The 24,331-nt window shown below is 61.6% G+C and carries 16 protein-coding genes; 10 read left to right on the top strand and 6 right to left on the bottom strand.

What is annotated here, in order from left to right; all coding sequences use genetic code 11:
- Positions 1-247: 247 nt before the first annotated feature.
- Positions 248-943 (bottom strand): pirin family protein, encoded by a 696-nt coding sequence (locus tag FJ404_11025; protein MBM3823401.1) that lies wholly within the window; start codon positions 941-943, stop codon positions 248-250.
- Between FJ404_11025 and FJ404_11020 the strand changes: the two genes are divergently transcribed.
- From FJ404_11020 to FJ404_11005, 4 genes are all read left to right on the top strand, one after another.
- Positions 942-1,922: a LysR family transcriptional regulator gene (locus tag FJ404_11020; protein MBM3823400.1), complete on the top strand. Its 981-nt coding sequence runs from the start codon at positions 942-944 to the stop codon at positions 1,920-1,922. The two genes, FJ404_11025 and FJ404_11020, sit on opposite strands and share 2 nt — an antisense overlap.
- Before the next feature lie 299 nt (positions 1,923-2,221).
- Positions 2,222-3,358 carry a M20 family metallopeptidase gene (locus FJ404_11015; protein ID MBM3823399.1) on the top strand — a complete coding sequence of 379 codons (1,137 nt, stop codon included), beginning with the start codon at positions 2,222-2,224 and terminating at the stop codon, positions 3,356-3,358.
- Between the two features lie 9 nt (positions 3,359-3,367).
- On the top strand, positions 3,368-4,318 hold the full coding sequence (locus FJ404_11010; GenBank protein MBM3823398.1) for a glycosyltransferase: 951 nt from the start codon (positions 3,368-3,370) through the stop codon (positions 4,316-4,318).
- Positions 4,315-5,601, top strand: coding sequence for a hypothetical protein (locus FJ404_11005; protein ID MBM3823397.1), 1,287 nt, complete (start codon positions 4,315-4,317; stop codon positions 5,599-5,601). The genes FJ404_11010 and FJ404_11005 overlap by 4 nt, the downstream gene beginning before the upstream one ends.
- A 4-nt stretch (positions 5,602-5,605) precedes the next feature.
- Here the strand turns inward: FJ404_11005 and FJ404_11000 are convergent, their stop codons facing one another.
- The 3 genes from FJ404_11000 to FJ404_10990 all read right to left on the bottom strand — a co-directional run bounded on the left by FJ404_11000 (position 5,606) and on the right by FJ404_10990 (position 10,414).
- Positions 5,606-6,706 carry a sugar kinase gene (locus FJ404_11000; protein MBM3823396.1) on the bottom strand — a complete coding sequence of 367 codons (1,101 nt, stop codon included), beginning with the start codon at positions 6,704-6,706 and terminating at the stop codon, positions 5,606-5,608.
- A 532-nt stretch (positions 6,707-7,238) separates the two neighbouring features.
- Positions 7,239-8,069, bottom strand: a complete 831-nt coding sequence (locus FJ404_10995) for an RNA methyltransferase (GenBank protein MBM3823395.1) — start codon at positions 8,067-8,069, stop codon at positions 7,239-7,241.
- Between the two features lie 104 nt (positions 8,070-8,173).
- Entirely contained in the window at positions 8,174-10,414 is a 2,241-nt protein-coding gene (locus FJ404_10990) for a tetratricopeptide repeat protein (protein MBM3823394.1), read from the bottom strand.
- Positions 10,415-10,736: 322 nt separating this feature from the next.
- Here FJ404_10990 and FJ404_10985 point away from each other — a divergent pair, with 322 nt between their 5' ends.
- From FJ404_10985 to FJ404_10960, 6 genes are all read left to right on the top strand, one after another.
- Positions 10,737-12,107 (top strand): DUF1552 domain-containing protein, encoded by a 1,371-nt coding sequence (locus tag FJ404_10985; GenBank protein MBM3823393.1) that lies wholly within the window; start codon positions 10,737-10,739, stop codon positions 12,105-12,107.
- Positions 12,108-12,131: 24 nt separating this feature from the next.
- On the top strand, positions 12,132-12,911 hold the full coding sequence (locus tag FJ404_10980; protein ID MBM3823392.1) for a type II secretion system protein: 780 nt from the start codon (positions 12,132-12,134) through the stop codon (positions 12,909-12,911).
- Between the two features lie 8 nt (positions 12,912-12,919).
- Complete coding sequence (locus FJ404_10975; GenBank protein ID MBM3823391.1) at positions 12,920-15,439, top strand: DUF1549 domain-containing protein; 2,520 nt, start codon at positions 12,920-12,922, stop codon at positions 15,437-15,439.
- 100 nt (positions 15,440-15,539) lie between these two features.
- Positions 15,540-16,940: a DUF1501 domain-containing protein gene (locus FJ404_10970; GenBank protein MBM3823390.1), complete on the top strand. Its 1,401-nt coding sequence runs from the start codon at positions 15,540-15,542 to the stop codon at positions 16,938-16,940.
- Between the two features lie 71 nt (positions 16,941-17,011).
- Positions 17,012-19,945, top strand: coding sequence for a DUF1592 domain-containing protein (locus FJ404_10965; protein MBM3823389.1), 2,934 nt, complete (start codon positions 17,012-17,014; stop codon positions 19,943-19,945).
- Between the two features lie 608 nt (positions 19,946-20,553).
- Entirely contained in the window at positions 20,554-21,150 is a 597-nt protein-coding gene (locus FJ404_10960; protein ID MBM3823388.1) for a PEP-CTERM sorting domain-containing protein, read from the top strand.
- Positions 21,151-21,231: 81 nt separating this feature from the next.
- Here FJ404_10960 and FJ404_10955 read toward each other — a convergent pair whose 3' ends face one another.
- On the bottom strand, positions 21,232-23,400 hold the full coding sequence (locus FJ404_10955) for an AMP-binding protein (protein ID MBM3823387.1): 2,169 nt from the start codon (positions 23,398-23,400) through the stop codon (positions 21,232-21,234).
- Between the two features lie 13 nt (positions 23,401-23,413).
- Positions 23,414-23,923, bottom strand: coding sequence for a MarR family transcriptional regulator (locus tag FJ404_10950; GenBank protein MBM3823386.1), 510 nt, complete (start codon positions 23,921-23,923; stop codon positions 23,414-23,416).
- Positions 23,924-24,331: the final 408 nt, after the last annotated feature.

Raw genomic sequence — 24,331 nt, 5'->3', positions numbered from 1 at the left:
AAACTCGTCCCGCCAAGAATCCCAACGGGATTCCGTCGCCGTGAGCATCGCCCATTCCGTGTCCCATTGAAAAAAACACGACGAAGAACGAGGCCTATCCTTGATGGATCTGGTAAGTGATGCGGAAAGGCTTTACCGCCAACCTTGCGAAGATTCATGGAGGGCAATGGCCGTTTTAAGCCAAAGAACTCCGCCGGGCCGGGGTGCGGAACGGTGAGTCACTTCACCATCAAGTTCGTCGGGAGGTTTAGTGGAGGTCGAAGAGGAGAACTTGTGCCGGCTTGGATGCGCTCAGTTCCAGCGTGCGCTCATCGCTCACCGCCACGCCGTCGCCGCCTTGAAGCGGTCTGCCCTGGAGTGACACTTCACCTTCGGCAACGTGAATCCACGCATGACGATTGCCGGCGAGCGGATGGGTGACGCGTTGGCCCGCGTCCAGTCTCGCGAACCAAAACTGAGCGTCTTGGTGGATGGCGATTGAACGGCCGAACCCCGTCTTGCTTGCGACCAAGTGGAATTCGCCGGGGACCGCGCTCACCAATGACTTCTCCGCGTAACGCGGCGTCACACCTTTGCGGTCAGGCTCAATCCAAATCTGCAGCAGATGCACCGCTTCGTCCGGCGAGGGATTGAATTCGCTGTGCTCCACGCCCGTGCCGGCGGCCATGTATTGCACCTCGCCCGCACGGATGATGCGCTCGTTGCCCATCGAGTCCTTGTGCTCCAGCGCGCCGCTCAAGATGTAAGTCATAATCTCCATGTCGCGATGCGGATCCGTTCCGAATCCCATGCCCGGCATCACCAGGTCGTCGTTGATGACGCGCAGACTGCGGAAGCCTCTCCACTGCGGGTCAAAGTAGTCCGCGAAGCTGAAGGTGTGGTACGTGTCAAGCCATCCCCGCTCGGCGTGGCCGCGTTCGTTTGCTTTCCGTATTTTCATCATGGAAACACGATGCCACGGGCCCTGGGAATCTGGGAAAGACCATGTTTCTTGCCTCAGCATAACCAAGAGGTATGCTCCATTGCGCATGGAACTCCGGCATCTCCGTTACTTCGCCGCCGTCGCCGAGGCGGAGAACGTCTCCCGCGCGGCCCCGAAACTGCACATCTCGCAACCCGCCTTGAGCCGGCAAATTCGCGACCTCGAAGATGAACTGGGGTTCCCGCTCTTCGAGCGCAGCGCCAAGTCCGTGCGACTGACTGACGCAGGCCGCGTGTTCCTCACCGAAACACGCGCTGTCCTGCAAAGGGCCGACGAGGCCGTCAGGGCGGCGCGAGCCGTCGCCACCGGCGGACCCGGCGAACTTCGTATGGGCTACGCGCCGACGCTCACGGCGCGTTTCCTGCCCGTGGCGTTGCGGGCGTTTCAGACGGCGATGCCGGGCATGCGGGTGCGGATGCAAGACCTGTCCACGGCGGAGATGCTGGCCAGGTTGCGCGATGCGAAACTGGATCTGGCGATGACGGCGCGCCCGAGCACCGCCGCGTTGCGTGGACTGCGCTTTGAGGAACTCACCCGCGACCATTTGCGCCTGGCAGTCGCACCGAAGCATCCGCTGGCCCGCCGGCGCGTCGTGACGCTGGACGAAGCCGTCCGCGAGCCCTGGGTCGCCTTCAGCCGCCAGGAGTATCCCGACTATCACGAATTGCTGGCCGCGGTGTTCGCCAAGCCCAAGGACCGTCCGCGCATCGCGAAAGAACTCGATGGTGTATCAAGTCTCATTGCGGCGGTCGAAGCCGGCAGTGGAATCGCGTTGATGCCGGAATCTCTGTCATGCATCGCCGGACCGCGTCTGAGACTCCTGCCGCTGACGCCGGCGCCCGCTCCGTTGCAAGTCGGGGTCGTTTCGCTCAAGAACGGACTCACGGCGGCGGCAGAAAGGTTCTTGGACCACGCCAGGGAAGCGGCTTCCGGAAAATGATCCCGGCTTGGGGTCACCCCTTGATCTGGGATCCTCCGCGCGAGCTTTCCTGGGGCCATCACACCACTCGTTCAGATCGCCGCGCTTGCCGAAGTTCGCCAATTTACCTTTGGACTTTCTCCCGGCTTGGGTAAGTTCCTGAAGCTGAATGCTGCGCTGGCCCGACTGGCGGACTCTAAACGGGACGCGATCAGGTGGCGGCCGGTGAACACCATGCCCAATTCATCCCGCTGAATTTAACATGCAATGTCCGGCAACCTGCTGATTCATCCCTCTCCCTCAACTCGCCGATCTTCCCCATGCCCACCCCCCGCGCCCTTCTCCGAGAACTTGTCGCGTTGCCCAGTGTAAACCCCGCTTTCCTGCCCAAGGATGATCCGAGGGCGGGAGAACAGCGCGTCGCCCATTGGCTGGCCTCGGTCGCCGCCGACGCCGGACTGGACGTGGCCCTGGATGAGGTCTTTGCCCAGAGGCCTAATTTGCACGCTCGCTTGACTCCCACGGGACGGATCAAACATCGGGTGATTCTTGCGCCGCATCTGGACACCGTGGGCATCCTCGGCACCCCCGAGAAGGCGTTTACTCCGGAGATCAAGCGAGGAAGACTTCACGGTCGGGGTGCCTGCGACACGAAGGGTTCCGTCACCGCCATGTTGAGCGCCGTCATGGCGATGGCCGGCAAACGCAAGCGCCCCGCGCACACCGAAATCCTTTTTCTGGGCCTCATCGACGAAGAGAAGGCTCAAGAGGGATCGCGCCATGTGGCGCGTTCGAAATTAAAGGCGGACCTGGCCATTGTCGGAGAGCCCACTCGCAATCGCGTGGTCACCGCCCACAAGGGCGGCCTCTGGCTTGTACTGAAGACCGTGGGAAAATCAGCCCACGGATCCACTCCCAAACTTGGCAAGAATGCGGTGCATGAAATGGCCCGCATCGTGGATCTCCTGGAGACCGAGTATGCCGACGACCTTTCGCGTCGATCCCACCCCCTGCTGGGCTCGGCCACGGTGAATGTCGGAGCGATCCTGGGAGGCTCGCAACCCAACATCGTCCCCGCCTCATGCTCCATCCAAGTCGATCGTCGCACGCTGCCGGGCGAATCCCTGAGCACGGTGAAGCTTGAATTGGCCGCCCGGCTGCGGTCCAAGCGCCTGTCCGCCTCGCTTGGCACCTTGCGCGAGGGCCCGTGTCCCGCGCTCGAAACCGATTTCAAAAACCCCTGGGTGCAACGAATGATGCAAGCCGCCGGGCAATCGGACCCTCAAGGGGTGAATTATTTTTGCGACGCCGCGGTGCTGGCCATGGGCGGCATTCCGAGCATTGTCTATGGACCCGGCGACATCGCCCAAGCTCATACCGCCGACGAATGGATCGATCTGGATTCCCTCGATTTGGCCGTCCGCCAGCTCACCCGATTCCTGGAATCGCTGCCTTGACCGCACGCGATGGATGCCTCCGTGCCCTTCCTCAGTGTGGTCATCGCCGCGCGACCGGACGAAGCCCAGGTTCTGGCCGCCCATGCCGCGGCGCTGCTCGATTACCCCAAGGACAAGCTTGAGATCCTTGTCGCGCGGGGCAAGCAGCCTTCGGTCCAGCGCAACCACGCCGTGCGGGCCGCCCAAGGCGAGTGGATCTATTTTCTGGACGATGATTCCGTTCCCGAACGCGCGAATCTGCGGCGCGTGCTGGACGCGCTTGTGCAGCCGGGATGTGAAGGCGTGGGCGGACCCAATCTGTGCCCGGAAACAGCGCCGCCGCTTGAACAATCCTTCGCCAGCGTCATGGGTAATCGCCTGGCGTTCGGCCCGAGTGCGGCGCGTTACCGGGCGATGGGAAGCCGCCGCGAATCGAGCGAAAAGGAGTTGATCCTCTGCAATCTGATTTTGAAACGGGACACCTTCTTGCGCTTGGGGGGGTTCGATGAGGCGCTGTATCCCAATGAAGAAAACGCCCTGATGGACGCGATTTTGGCTCAAGGTGGGCGCCTGATTTACGATCCTAATTTTGTGGTGTCGAGACGTCCTCGCACCACGTGGCGCGCTTTTGTGAACATGCTGATGAATTATGGCCGTGGGCGGGCGGAACAATGGCGTTCGCATCCCACCATGAATTCCGTCCTGAATTTTGTGCCGCCGCTTTTTTGCGTTTACCTGGCCGCCATGCCCTTGCTGCCTTCCATCGCGCTTTGGCCGCTGGCGGGCTACCTGGTCATGGTCAGCGCCTCCGCCTGGCTGACGCCCCGTGAACCTCGCGCGCGCTGGGGTGCCATTGCCCTCGGTTTGATGCTCACTCACATCGCCTATGGACTTGGATTTTGGAAGGGGCTCTTCACGCGTCTGAAAGCCCCCGGAGATCGCGAGCCCATTCCCGTGGTTCTGGAGAGAATCACGATATGACCCAAGCCGAGCGCCATTCTTTTTTCCGCCAGGGTGGATGGATGATGATCTCGACCACCCTGAGCGGGGGATTCATGTTTGCCGTGCATCTCTTCGCGCCGCTCATGCCGAAGGAGGAGTACGGGTTGTTCGGCGCGCTGCTTGGCCTTGTGGGCCTGATGATGATTCCCGTCATCGGGCTGCAAACCACTCTGGCCCAGCAAACGGCCGCATGTCTCGATCGCGAGGACGAACTCGAACTGGCCGGAACCCTCCGCAGCCTGGTGGGCTGGTCCTTTCTGCTGTGGATCGTGGTTCTGCTTGCCGTCTGGCTCTTCCAATCCCGCCTGCTGGCCGGCTTCAAAATCTCCAATCCGGCCGCCCTCTGGATGACCGCTGCGGTGGCCTTGCCACAGCTTTGGCTGCCGATTTTCATGGGCTACTTGCAAGGTCGCCAGAATTTTCTCTGGTTCGGTTGGGCGACCGTGTTGAATGGACTGGGACGTTTCGCGTCGGTTGGAATCATCGTGGCGATCATGGGAGGCTATGCCGCCGGCGCGATGGTGGGTGTGCTCTTGGGATTTGCATCCGCTTTTGGAATCGCGTTGTGGCACAGCCGCCAAGTCCTGTCCGGCCCCGCATCCCGCTTCGAGTGGGGCCGTTGGGTTTCACAATTGATTCCCCTGACCCTCGGACTGGGGACCGTGCAATTCATTCTCTATATCGACCTCCCCGTGGTCCGCCAAGGCTTCGAAGCCGGCTTGACCGGGTCTTATGCGGCGGCGGGGATGATTGGCCGCGGTCTCGTGGTGTTCACCACCCCTTTAAGCATTGTGCTGTTTCCCAAACTCGTCCGCAGCGCCACGCACGCTGAACCGACGAAAGTACTCGGTTGGGCCGTGGTCTGCACCGCCGCCCTGGGCGCGCTTGCCGCCCTGGGCACGAGCGCGGGCGCTTGGTCCATTCCCTGGCTGCTCGATCAATTGACGCTGTCCGAAGCGGGCTGGGCAAAATCGCTGGTCGAAAAACTTGGGCCGGAACGCCGAAGCCTGTTGCTCGAAGCCGGAGCCCTCATCCCCTGGTTTGTCTGGGCGATGCTTCCTTTGGCGATCGCGAACGTCCTGATCTCGAGTGCGCTCGCCCGGCGGGATCAAGTGGCGGTTTACGGTTCAGCTGCGATTGGCGTGGCGTACGGAAGTACGATCGCAGTCTGGCATCCGTCCCTGCACGCCGTCATCGGCACGCTCGGGGGCTTTAACCTTCTGCTGTTGCTTTTCAACGCCTGGAGAGCCAGGCGCGCCTGATGCGTCACCGCTGCACGCGGGCGCTGCCGCCTTTGACCAGGCTCTCCACTTCCTTCAAGGTCGCCATCGAGGTGTCCCCCGGGGTGGTCATCGCCAGGGCGCCATGAGCGGCGCCGTAATCCACCGCTTTCTGCGGATCGTTGAAAGCCATGAATCCGTAAACCAGCCCTGACGCGAAGCTGTCACCCCCGCCCACGCGGTCGAGGATTTCCATGTCCTCCCGATTGGGTGCGGAGTAGAACTTGCCGTCGGCCCAACAAATGGCGCTCCAGTCGTTCCGCGTCGCCGTCCGAACCGCCCTCAAAGTCGTGGCAGTGACCTTGAAGTTGGGATACTCCGCGACGGCCTTCTCGATCATTTTCTTGAAAGCAGTCACGTCGATATGGCTGATGTTTTCGTCCACACCTTCCACGGCAAATCCCAGGCAAGCCGTGAAATCCTCCTCATTGCCGATCATCACGTCGACATACTTCGCGATCTCGCGGTTGACTTCCTGCGCCTTCTGATGTCCGCCGATCGATTTCCAGAGGGACGGCCTGTAATTGAGGTCGTAGGATACGATGGTGCCATGGCGCTTGGCGGCTTGCACCGCCTCGATCACCAGTTTCGGCGTCGTGTCGGAGAGCGCGGCGAAGATGCCGCCGGTGTGAAGCCAGCGGACACCCAACTTGCCAAAGATGTGATCCCAATCGAAGTCCCCGGGCTTTAACTGGGCCGCCGCCGTGTTGCCCCGATCCGGCACCCCGACCGCACCCCGCACCCCGAAACCACGCTCCGTGAAATTCAATCCGTTGCGCACCGTCCGGCCGACCCCGTCGTAGGGTCGCCAAAGGATCAACCGAGTGTCCACCCCGCCCTGCAAAATGAAATCTTCCAGCAGACGACCCACTTCATTGTCCGCGAACGCCGTGGCCACGGCGGTTTTCAAGCCAAAGCAGCGCCGCAAGCCGCGGGCGACGTTGTACTCTCCGCCCCCCTCCCAGACCTTGAATTCCCGCGTCGTGCGCACCCGGCCTTCGCCCGGATCGAGACGAAGCATGATCTCGCCCAAAGCGAGCATATCGTAAGCACAGGAACCGGCGGGTTTGATGTTCAGAGTCGGCATGTTGAATGATCTTGGAGTTAGGATTACACGAATCGGCCGCAGCTAAATCCGGCACGAAACCGCACGAACGGGGAAAACTGCAAGGTTAACGGGCAAATTCAAGCCGGATTTCATCGCGGATTCCTCATTCGGTGCATCCCGATGTTGCCGGTGTTGCAGGTAGGGCGCGTCCGTCCCGGCGCGCCGCCGGAGCATGATGTTTTGCATCCCGTGGGCGGCGGGCTGGGACAGGCCCGCCCTACCAACAACAACGGGATACACGGTTCCTCGTTTAGTGCATCCCGAAGCCGTTCTCGGGGCGCGCCGTTCACGGCGCTTCCGCTTGGGCCAATCGGCCGCGGCGATCTCCTCCCACTCCATGGCCCGCCCCGGGTGAATGCCTTCGCCCTGGCAGCACCCTTGCCCGTTGAACATGCCATGCCCCTTTGCAGACACGCCTTGAAGCGGCGTGAACGCCGCGCCCCGGCGCTGCCGTGCGCATCACCGACAACCTGTGGATACGCGGTTCCTCGTTGTCGCGTGCCAGCATCCGTCAAACGCCTGCGTCCCTCCCCGCCCTCGCGGATCGCTGGCGGCAGGCTTCGTACAAAAACACCGCCGAAGCGCTGGCCACATTCAAAGAGTCCACCCCGGGCGCCATCGGCGCCGCCACCCATTCCCCACACTCCGCGAGCACTTCGGGCCGAATGCCATGCCCTTCGCTTCCGAACACCACGCAGAGATGACCCGTCATGCCGGCTTGAGCCAGCACCCGTCGATCCGTGTGGGGATGCGCCGCCAGGTTCCGAAAGCCGAGCGTGTCCAACCGCCTCAAATCCGCGGCCAAATCGAACGATAACACCAGACGCATCCGGAAAAGGGCGCCCATGGAATTGCGCACGGCCCGGCGCAGATAGGGAGAAACGCAATTCTCCCCCACGAGCAGGACGTCCGCCCCAAACGCGGCCGCGTTACGCGCGATCACTCCAAGGTTCTCCGCGTTGGCCAGTCCGTCCAACGCCACCACCAAACCGCCCGGCGCAACGGGGAATGAAATCGAACGAGGTTGAAAGGGGATCTTCGCCAGGGCCAGGACGCCCTGATACAGAGGATAGCCTGTTAATTGTTCCAGCACGGCTTTCTCCGCCGCATGAAGCCAAACGCGTTCCGGACGCATCGAAAGCAGCCGCCGGTACTCCTCCACCCTCTCCCTCTGAACGAGCATGGAAATCACGGTGATGGCGGTCTCCAGGAGTCGCGCAACAACCTTGTCCCCCTCCGCCACAAACACCCCCTGCGCCTCGTGGTCGTCCTGCCGCCGCATGGTCCGGTAGGGCAACAGCCTGGGATCCTCGAACGAACGGATTTCTTCAATTTCGACCATGCTTCAAAACGAGAAGGACCCAAAACGGTTCCCACGAACATGCCCGAACAGACCTCTGCGCCTGATTCAGCCGGGAGCAACCGCAGGCTCCCATCGTCCGCGATTCACAAGGTCCGGGACCATTCCTTGAGCTTTTCCAGATCCAATCCCGCCGGCGCCCGCTCGATCAAGCGTTCCACATCGGCCTTGGCTCCCGCCGAATCGCCCAACTGCGCCCGAATGCGCGCACGCTCCAAACGGTCCGGCGCCGAATCGGGCAGAATGGCCAGCAGGGCTTCGAGATACCTGAGGGATTGAACCGCGTCGCGCTGGCGCTGGGCGATTCCGAGAAGATTCCGGAGCATTCTCGCCACGATCTGCCCTTTCGCCGCCGGCGCAAAATCGAGGTCGCCCACCGCTTCGACGTTGTCCGCCACCAGCGCGACAGCCTCGCTCCGAGTCAGGAACTTTCCTCCATCAAACACGTCGATCAGCCTTTCGCGTCCGGACTCGGGCTTGAAACCCACCATGAAGCGCGTGGGAACCGGCGCCCCCCACACCTGATGGACACCGATCCGGCCCGCCAAATCGAGAAACAACACCGCGAGTGTGATGGGCAAGCCTTCCCGCTCCTCGATCACTTCGTTCAAATAACTGTTCGCGCGATTGTAGAAATCGGTCCGACTTCCGTGAAACCCCTGCTCTTCGAAGAGGTATTTGCGCAAGGCTTCCAATTTCTCCGCCGCGCCCAGGCCAGGTTTGAGGGATCGCGCCAACTCTTCCCCCATGCGCGCGATTTCCGCGCGAGAGCCCTCGACGTCGAGATCCGGTTCATCCAGTTTCGCAACCAGAAGAGCGGCCAGCGAGAGATCGATCCGATCCTCCGGTTGACCGAGCACCTCAACCAAACGGGCGCGAACCGCGCTCTCCGAAAGTTCCCGCGCCATCCGCCTCAAGCGCCGGGCGTCCTGGTCCAACTGAAGCGCACGTTCCAACAACCAGGGTCGGGCTGCATTGGACTGCCGGGACAACAACAATTCGGTCTCGGCATCCACGGGCCCCTTGACCGCGGCTTCGAGCGCGGCTCCCAGTTCGGCTGGATTCGATTCCGCGGGTGTCACGGTGCCGATGGAAAAATTGCGGAATTGCGCCTTGGTTTCACGGAATTTGGCGAGGCCGACGCGCCCTTCCCGCCACCGCGCGTCTCGGGATTCGATCACACGCTCGCCATTCACGAATCCTTCGATGCGATCATGATCGACGCGGACCTTCAGAACATTCCAGTCGCCCGGCTTGTAATGGGGAGTTTTTTGATCCTTGAGGATGGACCAGGAGAAGACATTCGGCCCGTCGAAACGCGTGAGGCGCAGTTGACCCGCCGTCGGATAGAATCCGTAATGCCGGTCTCCATCGTCCGACCCAAAGACGAGTCCTGCCGCGCCCGACTCATCTTCCAGTTTCACCTTCACCGTCAACTCGTAAGGCGGTTCGGGTTTCTCCTTCATCCACAAGCAAAGCGAACGTCCGCCAAACCCCTCGCCCGGAGACTCGACCAGGACCCGGCCCCCGCGCCGGCTCCATTGCGCGCCCATGAGAGGCTTCCATTCCGCCGGATCAAGCGCCCCCAAACGAAGCCAGCGGGACATGGGCATGGGATTGGGGCGTTCCAGCAAAGATCGCAAAGCCACGCTGGGAATGGCGAAACCGAGATTCGCCGTCACCGCCGATTTCATGTTGAGCAGGCCTTGAACCTTTCCTTGGAGATCCAGCAAGGGACCGCCGCTATTGCCGTGCTCGATCGGCATGGCCAACTGAATCATCTCAAGCCCGTCGAAGTCCCGTCGCGCGGACACAATGCCCTGGACCAGACTGTGTTCAAGTCCGGCGGGATTGCCCAAGGCCAGCACGGACTCGCCCTGCTTCAAAGTCGCGGAATCGCCCAATTTCAACGGGGTAAGCCCTGAGGCTTGAATCTTCAACACGGCCAGATCCATCCGTCGATCGGAGGCATGCACTTCGACGACCTCGAACTTCCTGCCATCCGCCAACTCGACCGAAATGGGACGAGCCTCTCCGATGACATGAAAACAAGTGGCGATGAGGCCGTCCTTCGAAACGACGAATCCAGTGCCGACCCCTTCCTGGCGGCCTTGCCGGCCGAACTGCCGGACGACGGCCACGCTGGGCTTCAGCTTTTCCGCCAGCGCCGCAACATTGACCTGGGTTCCCGCCTTGGGCGCCTTCCGCTCCGCTCCAGACAGCGAAACTTCCCCCCAAAATCCAACCACGACCGCCAGCGCCACCACCGCTCCGGGAACGGAGCAGAACGACCTCCACAGGGGCGATGGCGTCGGGGATGAATCCATGCTGAAGACCAAATCCTGCTCCGGGGAAGCTCCAGGAGCAAGCCCAGCCTCCAACGACCCGGCACCGAAGGTGCATCCACAAGGGGGCGGTAGGTGAATTCCTGCCCTGGACCAGGCCGCGTTGACGTCGAAGCGCTGGCGGAGCAGGTGGCGTCCCGCCCAGGGCGTTCTTGATTTCGTCAGGGAAGGACTCGATGAGCTGGGCCTCGGAGAAACCGCGTTCGCGGGACTGGAGGGAGAGGCTGACCGCGAAAAAGTCGGGCCTTCATGAAATCGTAATCCACCATTGCCCACCCCCGCGTAATCGGGTAAGGAATTCACTATGCAACGCGCACGTTCCCTGGATTTTTCGAGAAGGGCTTTTCTCAGGCGCGCCAGCGGCGTCGCGCTCGCCTTGCCGTGGCTCGAATCCTGGCCGCTTCGCTCAGCGGAATCCGGCAAACGCTCCGCCGTCCCGCCGCTGGCCAAGCCTCCCGTCCGCTTCGCCTACCTCTGTTTCGCCGATGGCGTGGAGCCGAAGTATTGGTGGGCTCGCGAGGAAAGCCAAACGCTCCGTCTCGGCGAAGCCCTGAAACCTCTCGAGCCTCACCAGTCCGAGGTCATTTATCTCGGCGGCCTCTATAACGCCAAGGCGCTGGCCCACCAAAGCTCTCATCTCGGGCGTTTCCCCAACATCCTCTCCGGGGCCTGGGTCAGCACCCAGCAGAACGATATTCGAGTCGGCCAAACCATGGACCAGGTCCTCGCCGAACGCCTGGCCCGCGAGACGCCCATCCCCAGCCTCGCCCTCGGGATCGAACCCACCGAGCTTCGCCTCGAGGACGGTCTGACCATGCTCTACGGGTCCTGCATCTCCTGGAAATCCGACACCAAACCCGCCACCAAAGAAATCTATCCCTCGCGCGTCTTCGATCTTCTGGTCGGCGATCCTCAAGGCCGCCGACTTGACCGCAGCATCCTGGACGAAGTCAGCCGCGACGCCCGCTCCGTCCAATCCCGGGTTTCCGCCTCCGATCGATCCAAAATTGATGAGTATCTCGAGTCCATCCGTGACATCGAAAAACGATTGGAAGGCGCCGCGCAAGATCGCCGCCTTGAAGGCTGGCAACCTACCCTCAAGGAAGTCAAAATGCAGCGGCCCGCCGAAACCCTGCCCCAGGATGTCCCCACCCACATGCGGCTGATGATGGACCTCATCCTGCTCGCGTTCCAAATGGACAAGACACGGGTGGCCACCTGCCTGCTCAACAACGATCTCTCGGCCATGACCTTCCCATTCCTGGACGATGTCAAAGGCAGCCTCCACGTGGACCTCACCCACAACGGGAACAATCCCAAAATCGAAATCATGCACATGAAAACTAACCAGTTTCATGTCAGCCAGCTCGCCTATCTCATCGAGCGCATGAAAAACATCGACGAAGGCGGATCCTCGATGCTCGACAATTCCATCCTGCTCTGCGGCTCGAACATGTTCGACGGCGACGCGCACCAGGCCGACCACATGCCCATGGTGATGGCCGGGCGGGCGGGGGGCGCGTGGAAGACCGGGCGCGTGATCGACCGTCTCGGCCAACCCGAAGAACGCCGGCGGGCTTGCAGCCTTTACTTGTCCATCTTGGACCGAATGGGAGTCGAACTCCCCCGATTCGGCGACACGGACCGGAGGCTGGATGAACTTTCAAGCGGGTAAAAAACCCAACCCCTCGGTCGCGAGATGGATGCTGACACTGGTTTTCGGGCGTGGAATCGGAGCCGCCGCCGCCGCGCCTCCGCTTGTTCCACTCCCCTCCCGGCCCGCCGCGGGTTTACCCTGATCGAACTCCTGGTCGTTATCGCTATCATCGCCATTCTTGCCGGATTACTACTGCCCTCCCTCGCCTCCTCCAAAGAACAAGGACGCAAGACCAAATGCTTCAATAACGCCCGGCAAATCATGCTCGCGTGCCTGCTTTACACCGAGGATCGAGGCGGACGCCTTCCTTGCGGCTCGCTCGAAACGCCAGGCCGCAACACCAAAGGTTACATGACCTGGGACGAGCTGATCCTCCCTTTCGGTGCTCCCACGAACATCATCGTTTGCCCGAGCCACAAGCAAGGCCGGCGCCACTATTGGACGAATGCCAACATCAAGAACCACGAGCAGCGCCACGGCAACCCCCGCCAGACCGGCGTGATGGCTCTCGGCTTCTCCGTCCAGCCCGAAACCTTGGAACAACCCGTCCAAACGGTGGCCTTCACCGAGATCCGGGATCACAAGGCCTCCTATGCTCTCGGAGGCGTCTCGAATCCTGGAGAAGGCTGGGGCTCGATGCTGTTCGCCTATGAGGACCTCTTCATCCTTCAGTACCGGCACCTCAAGCGCGAAACCATCCCCTTTGCCGACGGCCACGTCGAATCGCTCAAGTCCAATGTGCTCATGTCGCCCAAGCTGACCTCGGGACGATTCGCCTTTGAGAAGTTCTATCGCGACAAGTCGCAAGTGCCGGCCAATTGACTCGCGTCATGCGTTCCCGGTCTCCATTTTTCAGCGCCCAGCCCGCCGTTGTTCTTCGAAGGGTCCCTCGTGTTCTTCTGAACCTTCTCGCGATCTTGTGCCCCCTGGCAGCCATGGTCGCCAGCCGAGGAGCCCCTGCGATGCCAACCTCCAACTCCAGCCGCCATTGGGCCATCCAGCCGCTCAGCCCCACGAACCCACCCCGCACCGCTGGAGTCGCTGGATCCGAGACGGGCAACACGGTGGATGCCTGGATCCGGACCGGCCTGGCCCGCCAAGGCCTTTCGCCTTCACCCCCCGCCGACCGGCGCACGCTGCTGCGCCGGCTCTCCTACGACCTCACCGGACTCCCTCCGACCTTCGAGGAAATCGAAAGTTTCATGGCCGATGGCCGTCCCGCCGCCTACGAACGCCAAGTCAATCGACTGCTCGCTTCCCCACGATTCGGGGAACGATGGGCTCGGCACTGGCTCGACGTGGCGCGGTATGCTGAAACGAAGGACCTGGTGCTCCTCTACGGCAAGGACCGTTTGCGCCCCTACGCCTATACGTATCGAGATTACGTGATTCGGGCCATCAACGAAGATCTCCCCTTCGCCGATTTCGTCACCGACCAGTTGGCCGCCGATCAACACGCCCCTCCCCGACATTCCTGGCGCCTCGCCGCCATGGGATTCCTCACGCTCGGCCGTCTCTTCGACAATAATCCGCACGATATTTACGACGACCAGATCGACACGGTCACCCGGGGGTTCCTCGGTCTGACCGTGTCCTGTGCCCGGTGCCACGATCACAAATACGATCCCATTACGGCGCGCGATTACTACGCGCTCTACGGCATTTTCTCCGCCAGCGAACCCCCGCTCGACCCGCCCTTGCTGGAATCACCCGAAACCCTCCCTGATGGCCCCCAATTCGAAAAGGCGCTCGCTGCCAAACGGCTTGAACTGCAAACCCACATCGACCAGCAATACGCCGAGATCACCGAGACCGCTCGCCGCCGCACGGCGGATTATCTGGCCCAAGTCGCCACCCAACATTCCGGCCTCACCGAAAACGCGGTCTTTTTCCTTTCGCTTTCGCCCGAAGACCTGCGTCCCGGCATCCTCTCCCGGTGGAGGCGCTTCGTCTCCCAGCGATCCAACCCCAGCAACTCCGTCTTCGGCGCCTGGCACGCGTTGATGAAGGTTCCCGAGGAAAAGCTCGCCTCTGAACTGGAATCACGGCTCAAACACCCGGAATCCTCCTCATGGAACAATCGAATCCGGGCCGCCCTCATCAGCTCCAAACCTTCCACTCGCCTCGCCCTCGCTCGCCTCTACGGAGAAGCCATCGGGCAAGCCTTCAAAGACTCCCAAGCGTCCGGCACCCTCGCCGACGCTTCCGCCCAGGATCAAGCCGCGGCCCGTGAACTCGCTTCCATCCTCACCTCGCAGGAAAGTCCCGTCTGGTTCCCCAAGGGCAACACCTACCTCCACATGTCCCGCGTCCCGCGTGATAAATATGGGGGACTCGTCACCGGCTTGGACAAATTCGCGGCCCATGCCACTAACCGCCCCCCAGCGCGGGCCATGATCCTGGCGGATGTCCCCGAAATCCCGGCCACACGAGTCTTCCTGCGCGGAAACCCCGCCATCCCCGGCGAAAGCGTCCCGCGCCGCCATCTCTCGTGGCTCGGCGGAAACGACGCGAGTCCATTCACCCGCGGCAGTGGAAGACTCGACCTTGCCCAATCGATCTTGTCCCACGACTTCCCTCTCGCCTACCGCGTGTTCGCCAACCGAGTCTGGCAGCACCTTCTGGGCTCGCCTCTGGTCCCCACTCCAAGCGATTTCGGCGTCCGCACCCCACCTCCCAAACATCCGGAACTCCTCGACGATCTCGCTCACCGACTGCTCCAGCACGGCTCACTCAAGAATCTCGTCCGAACCATTGTGCTGTCGGAAACCTACCGCCAATCCAGCGACGACCGGCCCTCCGCCCGCTCGATCGACCCGGACAACCTTTACTTCTGGCGCGCCCACAAACGGCGGCTCGACTTCGAGTCCATGCGTGATTCGCTGCTCGCCGCCTCGGGTCGGCTTGATCCGGGCATGGGCGGGCGATCGACGGACGTCGCCCAAGATGCCCTGAACCGGAGGCGCACCCTCTACGGCCTCGTCGATCGTCAAGATGTGCCCGCGCTGTTCCGCGCTTTTGACTTCGCGAGCCCCGACCAGTCGTCCGCCATGCGCCCCCAAACGATCGTACCCCAACAAGCCCTCTTCGCCCTCAATTCCAAATTTGTCGCCGAACAAGCCTTCAGCCTCGAACAACGCATCGGATGGAATTCGACACGCGAGCGCGACCGGGTCACCCGGCTCTATCGAACCGTACTGCTCCGTTCCCCTGCGCCCTCCGAACTGAACCTCGCTCTCCGCTTCCTTGAAACCGCCAAAACCCTCGACCGGGAGGAGGAACACCTTTCCCCTTTTCAACAACTCGCGCAGACCTTGCTCATTTCAAACGAAATGATGTTTCTCGATTGATCGCCCCATGGACCCGGTTCCCCCGCCCCATCCCTCCCCCCACGCCAGCACGGATTCCCCGCCGACGCTCCGAGGGCCTCGCCTGCTGTCTCGTCGCGAAATGCTGGGCCGCATGGGCACGGGCCTCGGCAGTCTGGGCCTGGCAGGACTCCTCCGCGACGCCGGATGGTTCCCGGAATTGTCGGCCGCCCCAGACGGGCGAACCAATCCATTGGCTCCCCGACCGGCTCACTTCGCCCCGCGCGCCCGCCGCGTCATCCACATCTACTTGAATGGCGGCCCATCCCAAGTGGACACCTTCGACCCCAAACCCATGCTCGCGACCTTCGCGGGCCGCCCGATTCCGACCGGGAACCTGACGACCGAACGTCCCACCGGCGGCGCCCTGCCGTCCCCATTCCAATTCAAGAAATATGGACGGAGCGGACTCGATATCAGCGAGATTTTCCCCGAAACCGCCAAGCACGCCGACGATCTCTGCGTGATTCGATCCATGCACGCCAACACCCCCAATCATGAGCAATCGATGCGCCTCATGAATTGCGGGGACGAGCGCCTCTCCCGTCCAAGCTTCGGCGCCTGGCTTCTCTATGGGATGGGAACGGAAAACCAAAATCTGCCGGGTTTCGTCTCCATGTGCCCCGGACTCCCTGTCTCCGACGTCTCCAACTGGCGATCTTCCTTTCTGCCGGGCATCTATCAAGGCGCCTACATCAACACGCGGAAGACGCGGGTGGAGGAGTTGATTGAGAACATCGCCCACTCCCATAGCAGCGCCCGAGCCCAGCGCCTTCAGCTCGATCTCCTGGCGCAACTGAACCGAGAACACCAACGCGGCAGGGAAACTTTCGATCCCTTGGAAGCGAGAATCCAATCCTTCGAGCTCGCCGCGCGAATGCAACTCGCGGCCAGCGACGCCTTTGACATTTCGCGCGAGCCGGAATCCATCCGCCGTCTCTACGGCGACACCACTCAAGCCCGCCAACTCCTCATCGCGCGCCGTTTGCTCGAACGGGGCGTGCGTTTCGTGCAATGCTTCCACGGCGACGTGCAGCCCTGGGACAGCCACAGCCAGATCGAGAAGGAACACCGCCGGCTGGCCCGCGAATGCGATCAAGGCATCGGCGCCCTTCTCACCGACCTGAAACAACGCGGCCTTCTCGACGACACGCTGGTGCTCTGCGGCGGCGAGTTCGGACGAACCCCCTCGGTCGAGCTGCCCCAGCCGGGCACCGGCGATGCCAAGCTCGGACGCGACCACAACCATTGGGGATTCTCCGTCTGGCTCGCAGGCGGCGGCATCCGCCCCGGCCACATCCACGGCGCCACCGACGAGTTCGGTTATCGCGCCGTCGAAAAACCCGTCCACGTGCATGATCTGCACGCCACACTGCTCCATTTGCTCGGGTTCGACCACGAACGCCTCACCTATCACTACGCGGGACGCGACTTCCGCCTGACCGACATTCACGGACACGTCGTCCGGGAAGTCCTCGCCTGACCCTCATGGCGATCCGTATTCCCCTCCCCGCCTCGATCCGCACTTCGCCCGCCGGAGGGTGGCTCGCCCTCATGTTCCTCGTCCTCCAAACCCAGGCCGCGACCCCAGCCGCCGGGTCCCTCCGTCGCGAATTCGCCCTTAAAGTTCAGCCTTTCCTCAACCAGTATTGCCTGCCTTGCCACAACGAGGACAAAGCCAAGTCCGGCGTCCGCGTGGATCACCTCACCGCCGTCTTCGACGATCCAAGCCTCACCCTGTGGACACGCATCCAGCACCAACTCGAAAACAAGGCCATGCCGCCGGAGGACGAACCCCAGCCTTCCGCGGAGGAGCGCGAAACGGTGGCCCGATGGGTCGCCGAATCCCTTCATCAGGCCCGGCTCCGACCGTCTCCCAAGAACGGCGGCGCCCGCCGCCTCACCGTGGCCCAATACCGAAACACCCTGCGGGAATTGTTGCTCCTCGATGATGAACTGGCCGATTTGCTCCCGCCCGACGCCGTTTCCAAAGAAGGCTTCGTCAACAACCAGGAAACCCTCGCCACTTCTCCCCTGCTCGTCGAATCCTACTTCGAGGTCGCCGAAAAAGCGTTGGAACGCGTCCTCATCGATCCCAAGTCCAAACCCGTGGTCCAAAACTTTCGCGTCGATTTGGGACGCTCGGTCAACCCTCATCCTTGCCCCGACGCCCTCATCCTCGGCGCGAACAGCCTCCTGCTTCCGAATGCCGATGTCCTCGTCACGGAACTGACTCCCGCCAAGCCCTTCGAGTTCTCAGCCTTTTCCATGCCCTCCAAATTGCGGTTCATCGAAGGGTACCAAGGCAATGACACCGTCCGCGGCTGGCGCGATTTCCACAGCCTCTACCACTCCGTCTTCGCCTGTATGCGCGGCAGCACAGGCTACCCGAAAGGACACGCCTATGACATCGTCCCCGGGGGACTACTGCTCCGACCCGCGCTTCCGAACGACGAACTCTTCGACGCCGAGGGCACCTACGGCCCGAAAGCCAATTTCAAGATTTCCCTCCGCGATCTGCCGCACCACGGTCGTTTCCGCGTCACCGTGACCGCCGCGAAGTATCCGGACGCACTGCTCCTCGATTCCAAGGATGCCCCCGCGAGCGAGACTCCATCACCCTCCCACGTGGTCGAGAAGCTCAATCCCTCCCAAACGATTCAGATCGGGGAACCGGGCGTTTACCGCGTCGATGTCTTCGCCACCTCTCTCCCTCCACAACCGCAGGCCAAGTCGCCCCCCCGGGCAACCGCCCTCCAACTCGTGCTCGGACAACAAGAGTTCACGGGTTTGCTCGTCCAGCCCGCGTTCCTCGCCGTGCGGTTGCCCGCAGGACCCCTCACCCTCTCGGCCCGCTCCACCAACGCGGCCAGCCTCGACCGCTTGACCCTCACCCGCGTGCCCGAAACTCATGCGCTCCACCGGCGCTTCCTCGCCTTCGAAAACCGGGCTCCCCGCGTGGGAGTCCACTTGGGACTGCGACGCGATTGCGGGAGCACCCTCGCTCCCGTCGGCACCGCGCAACCGGTCTCCCAACGATCGCTCGAACGTTTCGTGTTTGAAGGTGCCATCCGGAATTTCCCCAGCCCCGACGTGGAAGCGGACAATGTCAATTACCTCGCTGGCCTTCGCGAAATCGGTGTGCGCAGCGAACCCACCGACGGACGCGACGTTCCAAGGCTCCTCGTCCAATCGGTCGAATTTGAGGGACCGCTCCTGGATTCCTGGCCGCCGAGCTCGCATCGCCGGATTTTCTATGAGGGAGACAAGGAGATCCTGGGGCCCGAGGCCCCCCGCATCATCCTGTCGCGGTTCGCCACCAAAGCCTTTCGCCGTCCCGTGGACTCGTCCGAGCTTCGCGACCTCCTCAAGATTTTCCATCAAGCGAAAGCTTCAGGAGCTGATTTCCAACCGGCCATCAAAGAAGCGCTTCTCGCCGTGCTCACTTCACCGCAATTCCTGTTCCAAATTGAATGGAGCAAGTCTCCCAAACCCGAACCGCTCCACCCGCACGAGCTCGCTTCCAAGCTGGCCTTCTTCCTCTGGAACAGCCCCCCGGATGAGGAACTCTTGCGCCTCGCCGGCCAAGGTCGCTTGCAGCGCCGCCTCAGTGTCGAAACAAAGCGCCTGCTGCAGGACGAAAAATTCGAACGGTTCACCCGCGAATTCACACAGCAATGGCTTGCCCTCGATAAATTCTCGGTGGTGGATCCGGATCGCAAGAAGTTCCCCGATCTCTCGCGACACGCCCGCACCCACCTGAGCCGGGAACCCGAGTCGTTTCTGCTTCACCTCTTCCGGAACAATCTTCCGGCGCGAAACCTGATCGTTTCCGACTTCATCCTCGCCAACGAAGTCACCGCATCCTACTACGGCCTTGGAACTCACACCGAGTCGGGCTTCCAATTCCAACCCCTCCGGCATGATCGCCGGGATCTCGGCGGCTTGTTGGCGCAAGCCTCCATCCTTGCCGGCCTGTCGGACGGGCGCGAATCCAATCCCGTCAAACGCGGCGCCTGGCTCGCCCGGCGCATCATCGCTGAACCTCCGGACGATCCACCTCCCAATGTGCCCCAATTGTCCGAGGACACACGCCACCTCAGCCTGCGTGAGCGACTGGAGAAACATCGCAACCAACCCGGCTGCGCCGCTTGCCATGCCAAGATCGATCCCTGGGGAATCCCCTTCGAGGAGTTCGACGCGTCCGGACGCCTAAAGTCAACTCGCGTCGATGCCCGCTCCACCTTGCCCGGCGGTGCCGAAGTGGCCGGCATGCCCGATCTCAAGCGCCACCTGACCGAGGACCGACTCGAACAAGTCGCCTTCAGTTTCATGAAACATTTGGCGACATACGCCAACGGAAGAACTCCGACCTACCACGAATCGGAATGGCTCCGCCGCCAATTGCCGCGTTTTCGCCCCACCGAATACCGGCTCGGAGACATGCTGCAATGGCTCGTCCAGAGCCCCCTCTTCCTCGAAAAATAACGTCGCGAACATGGCATTCGCTCGCGTAGAGCTCGAAGCCTTGCGCTGAAAACGCCAGCAGTCCGGCCCAGATCACGAACCGCTCTGCTCCCAGGCTTCCTCGCAAACCCAGCCGACGGTTCCTCGGTCACGCCTTCCGGGTCCATCCGGCCGGGCGGCGGTCGCGGAAGCCATTCCAACGCCGCCCATCGCGGGGACTTGCGGAGCTCCATCGACTTCTGAAACGACGCCACACGTTCGCGGTTGGCAGCCGGACAATCCATTTCGGGAGCAGCGTCATCGAAATGGAATCATGCTGAGTTGTCGGAATCGTTAACACTTTCGAGATGCGAATGTAAAACCTTCGCTATGATAGTTTTTTCCTCGTTTCTTTGCGGGGCGATTCTTGGGAACTGTAAAGCCTTCTTAACAGTTCAAGCAGTATGGCTCTGAAACGCGTCGATGCATCAGATCTAAATCCCGATGCACAACCTATTCCACTTCAGTCAGATACGGGACTCGGATTCATGGCCTGGCACGAGCGGTCTTGGTTGGTCTGACATTTGCTTAGAGACGTTCGTGATGAGTCGTATGAAATCCTAACCTCTTCAATCAGTCATTAATCTCTTATGAAATACCCACGTACTTTGTTCCCCGCCCTGTCGTTGCTCGCCAGCGCGGCGGTGAATGCTCACCCGATTGCTGTGCCTGGAACGGAAGGGTTATCGGTCCCGGCCGGATCGAATCCGGTCATCGCCAAGTATGAGGGCAATTCAGCCGGCTTCAGCAACGATCTTTATCTGGAGTTGGATGGTTCGGGGAGTCCGGGCATGGACGGGAATACGTCCAATGACCTGTTCATTTTCAATAACCACGCGAGTATCGTGGGATCCACGGTAAACCTGGGGACATTCACGGCCGGCACCGAACTTGTATTCCGCTTGCACGTGAACAACACCGGCGATGATTTCTTCACGGGACCGGGCTCGAGAAATGCCGATGGACTTCCGCATGCCCGGGTGCAGGCCAATTGGCTTCCTTCGACAACCCTGGTCAGTTTCGAGGACTTGTTGAATCTGCCTGAAGGCGCGAGTGGTTACAATGATCTCAGTTTTTCGTTCGAGAACACGACGGCCACGACTGTTCCCGATGGTGGATCAGGTGTGCTTTGCCTGGGCGCCGCCATCTCCGCATTCGCCGCATCCCGGATGCGACGCCGCGCCTAGGCTGGAAATCCCCGGCGGCGAGGCATAGAATCTCCGGGCTCGTTTCCACGAAAGCCGAACCCAGTCCGTGAAGATCGATGGTCAGCCATCTTCTTTCCGCGGATCCTGGCTGGTTTGACTCTGCTGCAGTTCCTTCTGCAATTCGCGATGGTTGACTTTGCCGGTGCCCAGTTTGGGGATCTCCCGCACCACGCGTATTTCACGGGGAACACATAAGTTGGTGAGGCCTTTGGCTTTGATCGCGTTGCGAATCTCCTCCAGCGTGAGTTTCGATTCGTTGGTCACCGCGATCAAGGCCTCCCCCTTGTCTTCGTCAGGTCGCGATACCACCGCCACTTGAAAGCGCAAACCGTGATGAGGAAACGCCCCGGCCAGGGCATCCTCCACCGCGGTCAAGCTCACCATCTCCCCGCTGATTTTGGCAAAACGCTTCAACCTTCCCTGCACGTGCAGGTATCCTTCGGCGTCGATCCTCACGATGTCCCCCGTGTCATACCATCCGCCTAACGCTTGAAACTTCTCGTTGGCGTCCGCGTTCACATACCCCTTCATGATGTTCGGCCCCCGCACCAGCAAACGACCTCCCTCGGTCACACCCTCGAACGATTCAAGTTTCCATTCCACCCCCGGCAAGAGCCGCCCGGCACTGCCAAATTTCGGCTCCATGTTGGTGTTCACACACAAGCAAGGACTGCATTCCGTGGCGCCATAACCCTCGAGAATGCGCACCCCGAACTTCCTGGCCCAGGTCAGAAACGTCGTCTCCTGAATCTTCTCCGCACCCGCAAAAAGATAACGCATCGATCGAAAATCGTACGGATGCGCCTTGCGCGCGTAACCGTTCAGAAACGTGTTCGTGGCCAGAAACACGGTGCAGTTCTTTTCGTAAAACGCCGTGGGCACCACGCGGTAATGCAACGGGGAGGGATAAAGAAAAACATAGAGTCCCCGAATCATGCCCAGCAGCGTGCCCACCGTCAGACCGAAACTGTGAAACAAGGGCAAGGCGTTGAAAATCCGGTCCTGGTCGGTCAAGTCGATCACCGAGATCATTTGCCGCACGTTCGCCAGAAGATTGCGATTCGTCAGCTCCACCCCCTTGGGAATGCCCTCCGACCCGCTCGTGAACAAAACGACGGCCGCGTCCGACGGCGACACGGAACGCCGGCAAAGGGACCTGGGACTGAACGTCGCCCGGACCATTCCCGCCAGCCTGTCCCCGGTTCCGACCGACGCTCGCAACGCCTCCAACTCGATCAGCTCGATGCCTGCTTCGCGGAATGGCGTGAGATCCAGCTTGGCCTTGGCGGCAAAGGCACTCGAGGTCACGACCTGCTTGAACCCTGCCAGCCGGGCGCAGGTCAACAGGGTCGGGACTCCGGTGGAAAAGTTCAGAATCGCCGGCACCTTCCGCAAACTCCACAAGCTCATGAGCACCACCGGCATCGCATTCAGGTTGGGCAGCAACACCCCCACCCTCTCCGGCCCCGCGGCCACACGGGCTTCAAGCTTTTCCGACAAGACCGAAACTCCCGCCAGCAGCCGCCGCCCCGTCATGGGCTGCTGCTGGAAGTCTTCCAGCACTTCATTCCCCGGGCGCTGTGAGACGGTCTCGACAATTGCCGCCAGGACCGTTGAAGGTCCTTCACTCATCTCCGTCTCGAACTGCTGCTCGATCAGACGGTCCTTCAGCCACGTCGTGTAAAAGGCCCGGGCATGGCTGGTCCTCACCTCGCCCAGTTCGGGAGGCTGATGGACCGGGCTGAAATGAGCACTGACTCTAGGAAACCAGGTGCGCCATCCCGGCTGGCGTGAAAGGGCAAAGCGATGCGCGCCCCGAAGATAACACGTGATCACCCTGGCCTTGGTCTTGAACAGCAGAAAGCCGGTGCCGTCAAAAACCTTCATCAGGGATCCCGTGTTCGTGATTCGGCCCTCCGCGAAAAGCACCAACCGTCCGCCCGCCTGAAGATACTCGGCCATGCGCTTCACGGCATAGGGCGAATTCGTGTCGATTGGAAAGGTTCTCGAGTTCACCATGAGCTTCCGGTGCAACAGCGAGTACTCGGCCGCAACGCTCGAAACCACGAACTTCCAGTCGTCCTCGAGCACCGCGCCCAGGAACAGCCAGTCGATCCAGGATGCGTGGTTCGGGATCAGCAGGACCGGCCCCTTGGCCGACAGGGAATCCGCGCCCGTGATCCGAAAACGGAACCACAGTTTGAGCAATGATCGCAGGATAATTCTCATAGAAAAATCGATTTCAGACGGAGGGATGGCCGGTGGATGATCCACCGTTGGACCGCGAGCGGGCTTGCGCCGCTTGCCGCGCACGTTCCCCCACCGGCTTCAATTGCCTCACCAACGCCTTCGCCTGATGCGGCGAAATGCCGATCCACAACGCCTCCACGGCAGCGTGATACCCGGGAAGAATCTCCTCCATCAAGCGCCGGCCGTCCGGGGTCAGAACCACGCAGTAGGCCCGGCGATCTCCCTCCCCCTCGCGACGGGCAACCAACCCTCGTTTCTCCAAACGGTCCACGAGTCCGGTCACGTTCGATCGGTGCGTGATCAAGGCCCGGCTGAGTTCCACCTGGCTCATGCCCTTGGCGCGCTCCCGCAGGACGTTGAGCACGTTGAACTGGCTCGGGCTGAGATCCCACCGCCCGAAGAAAAGGCGGCTCGCTTCCCAAATCGTCTCCGCGACGCGCAAGAACTCGAGCAGCGCCTCGTAATACTCGCCTCGCACGGAGGAGCCGGATCTCGTTGCCATGTCGTCTGTTTAGGTCCATATTGTTGATATGTCAACAAATTAATCCAAGCCGAAGGCTCCCCCCACCCTCACGGTCATCCGGAGCGGTCTTGTGCCTGGACGTCCGCGGAACAGGCGCGTCTTCACCGTCCGCCTTTCCGGATTCGCCGTGCCGGATCGCCGGCCAAGCCTGAAGGAGCGTGCATGCCGCGCTCCGGCGCTGCCCCTCGCAGCACCGACAACCCGCGGATGCTCCGCGGGAAAGTTCGGTGCATCCCGATGTTGCCGGTGATGCAGGTAGTGCGCGTCCGTCCCGGCGCGCCGCCGGAGCATGATTTTTTGCATCCCGTGGGCGGCGGGCTGGGACAGGCCCGCCCTACCAACAACATCGGGATACACGGGGGAAAGTTTCTCACCGCTTCTTCTCCT

This window comes from Verrucomicrobiota bacterium (genome assembly GCA_016871495.1).
GTDB lineage: Bacteria > Verrucomicrobiota > Verrucomicrobiia > Limisphaerales > VHDF01 > VHDF01.
Note: the sequence above shows the minus strand (reverse complement) of the source record. Positions and strands in the feature narration are given on the sequence as shown.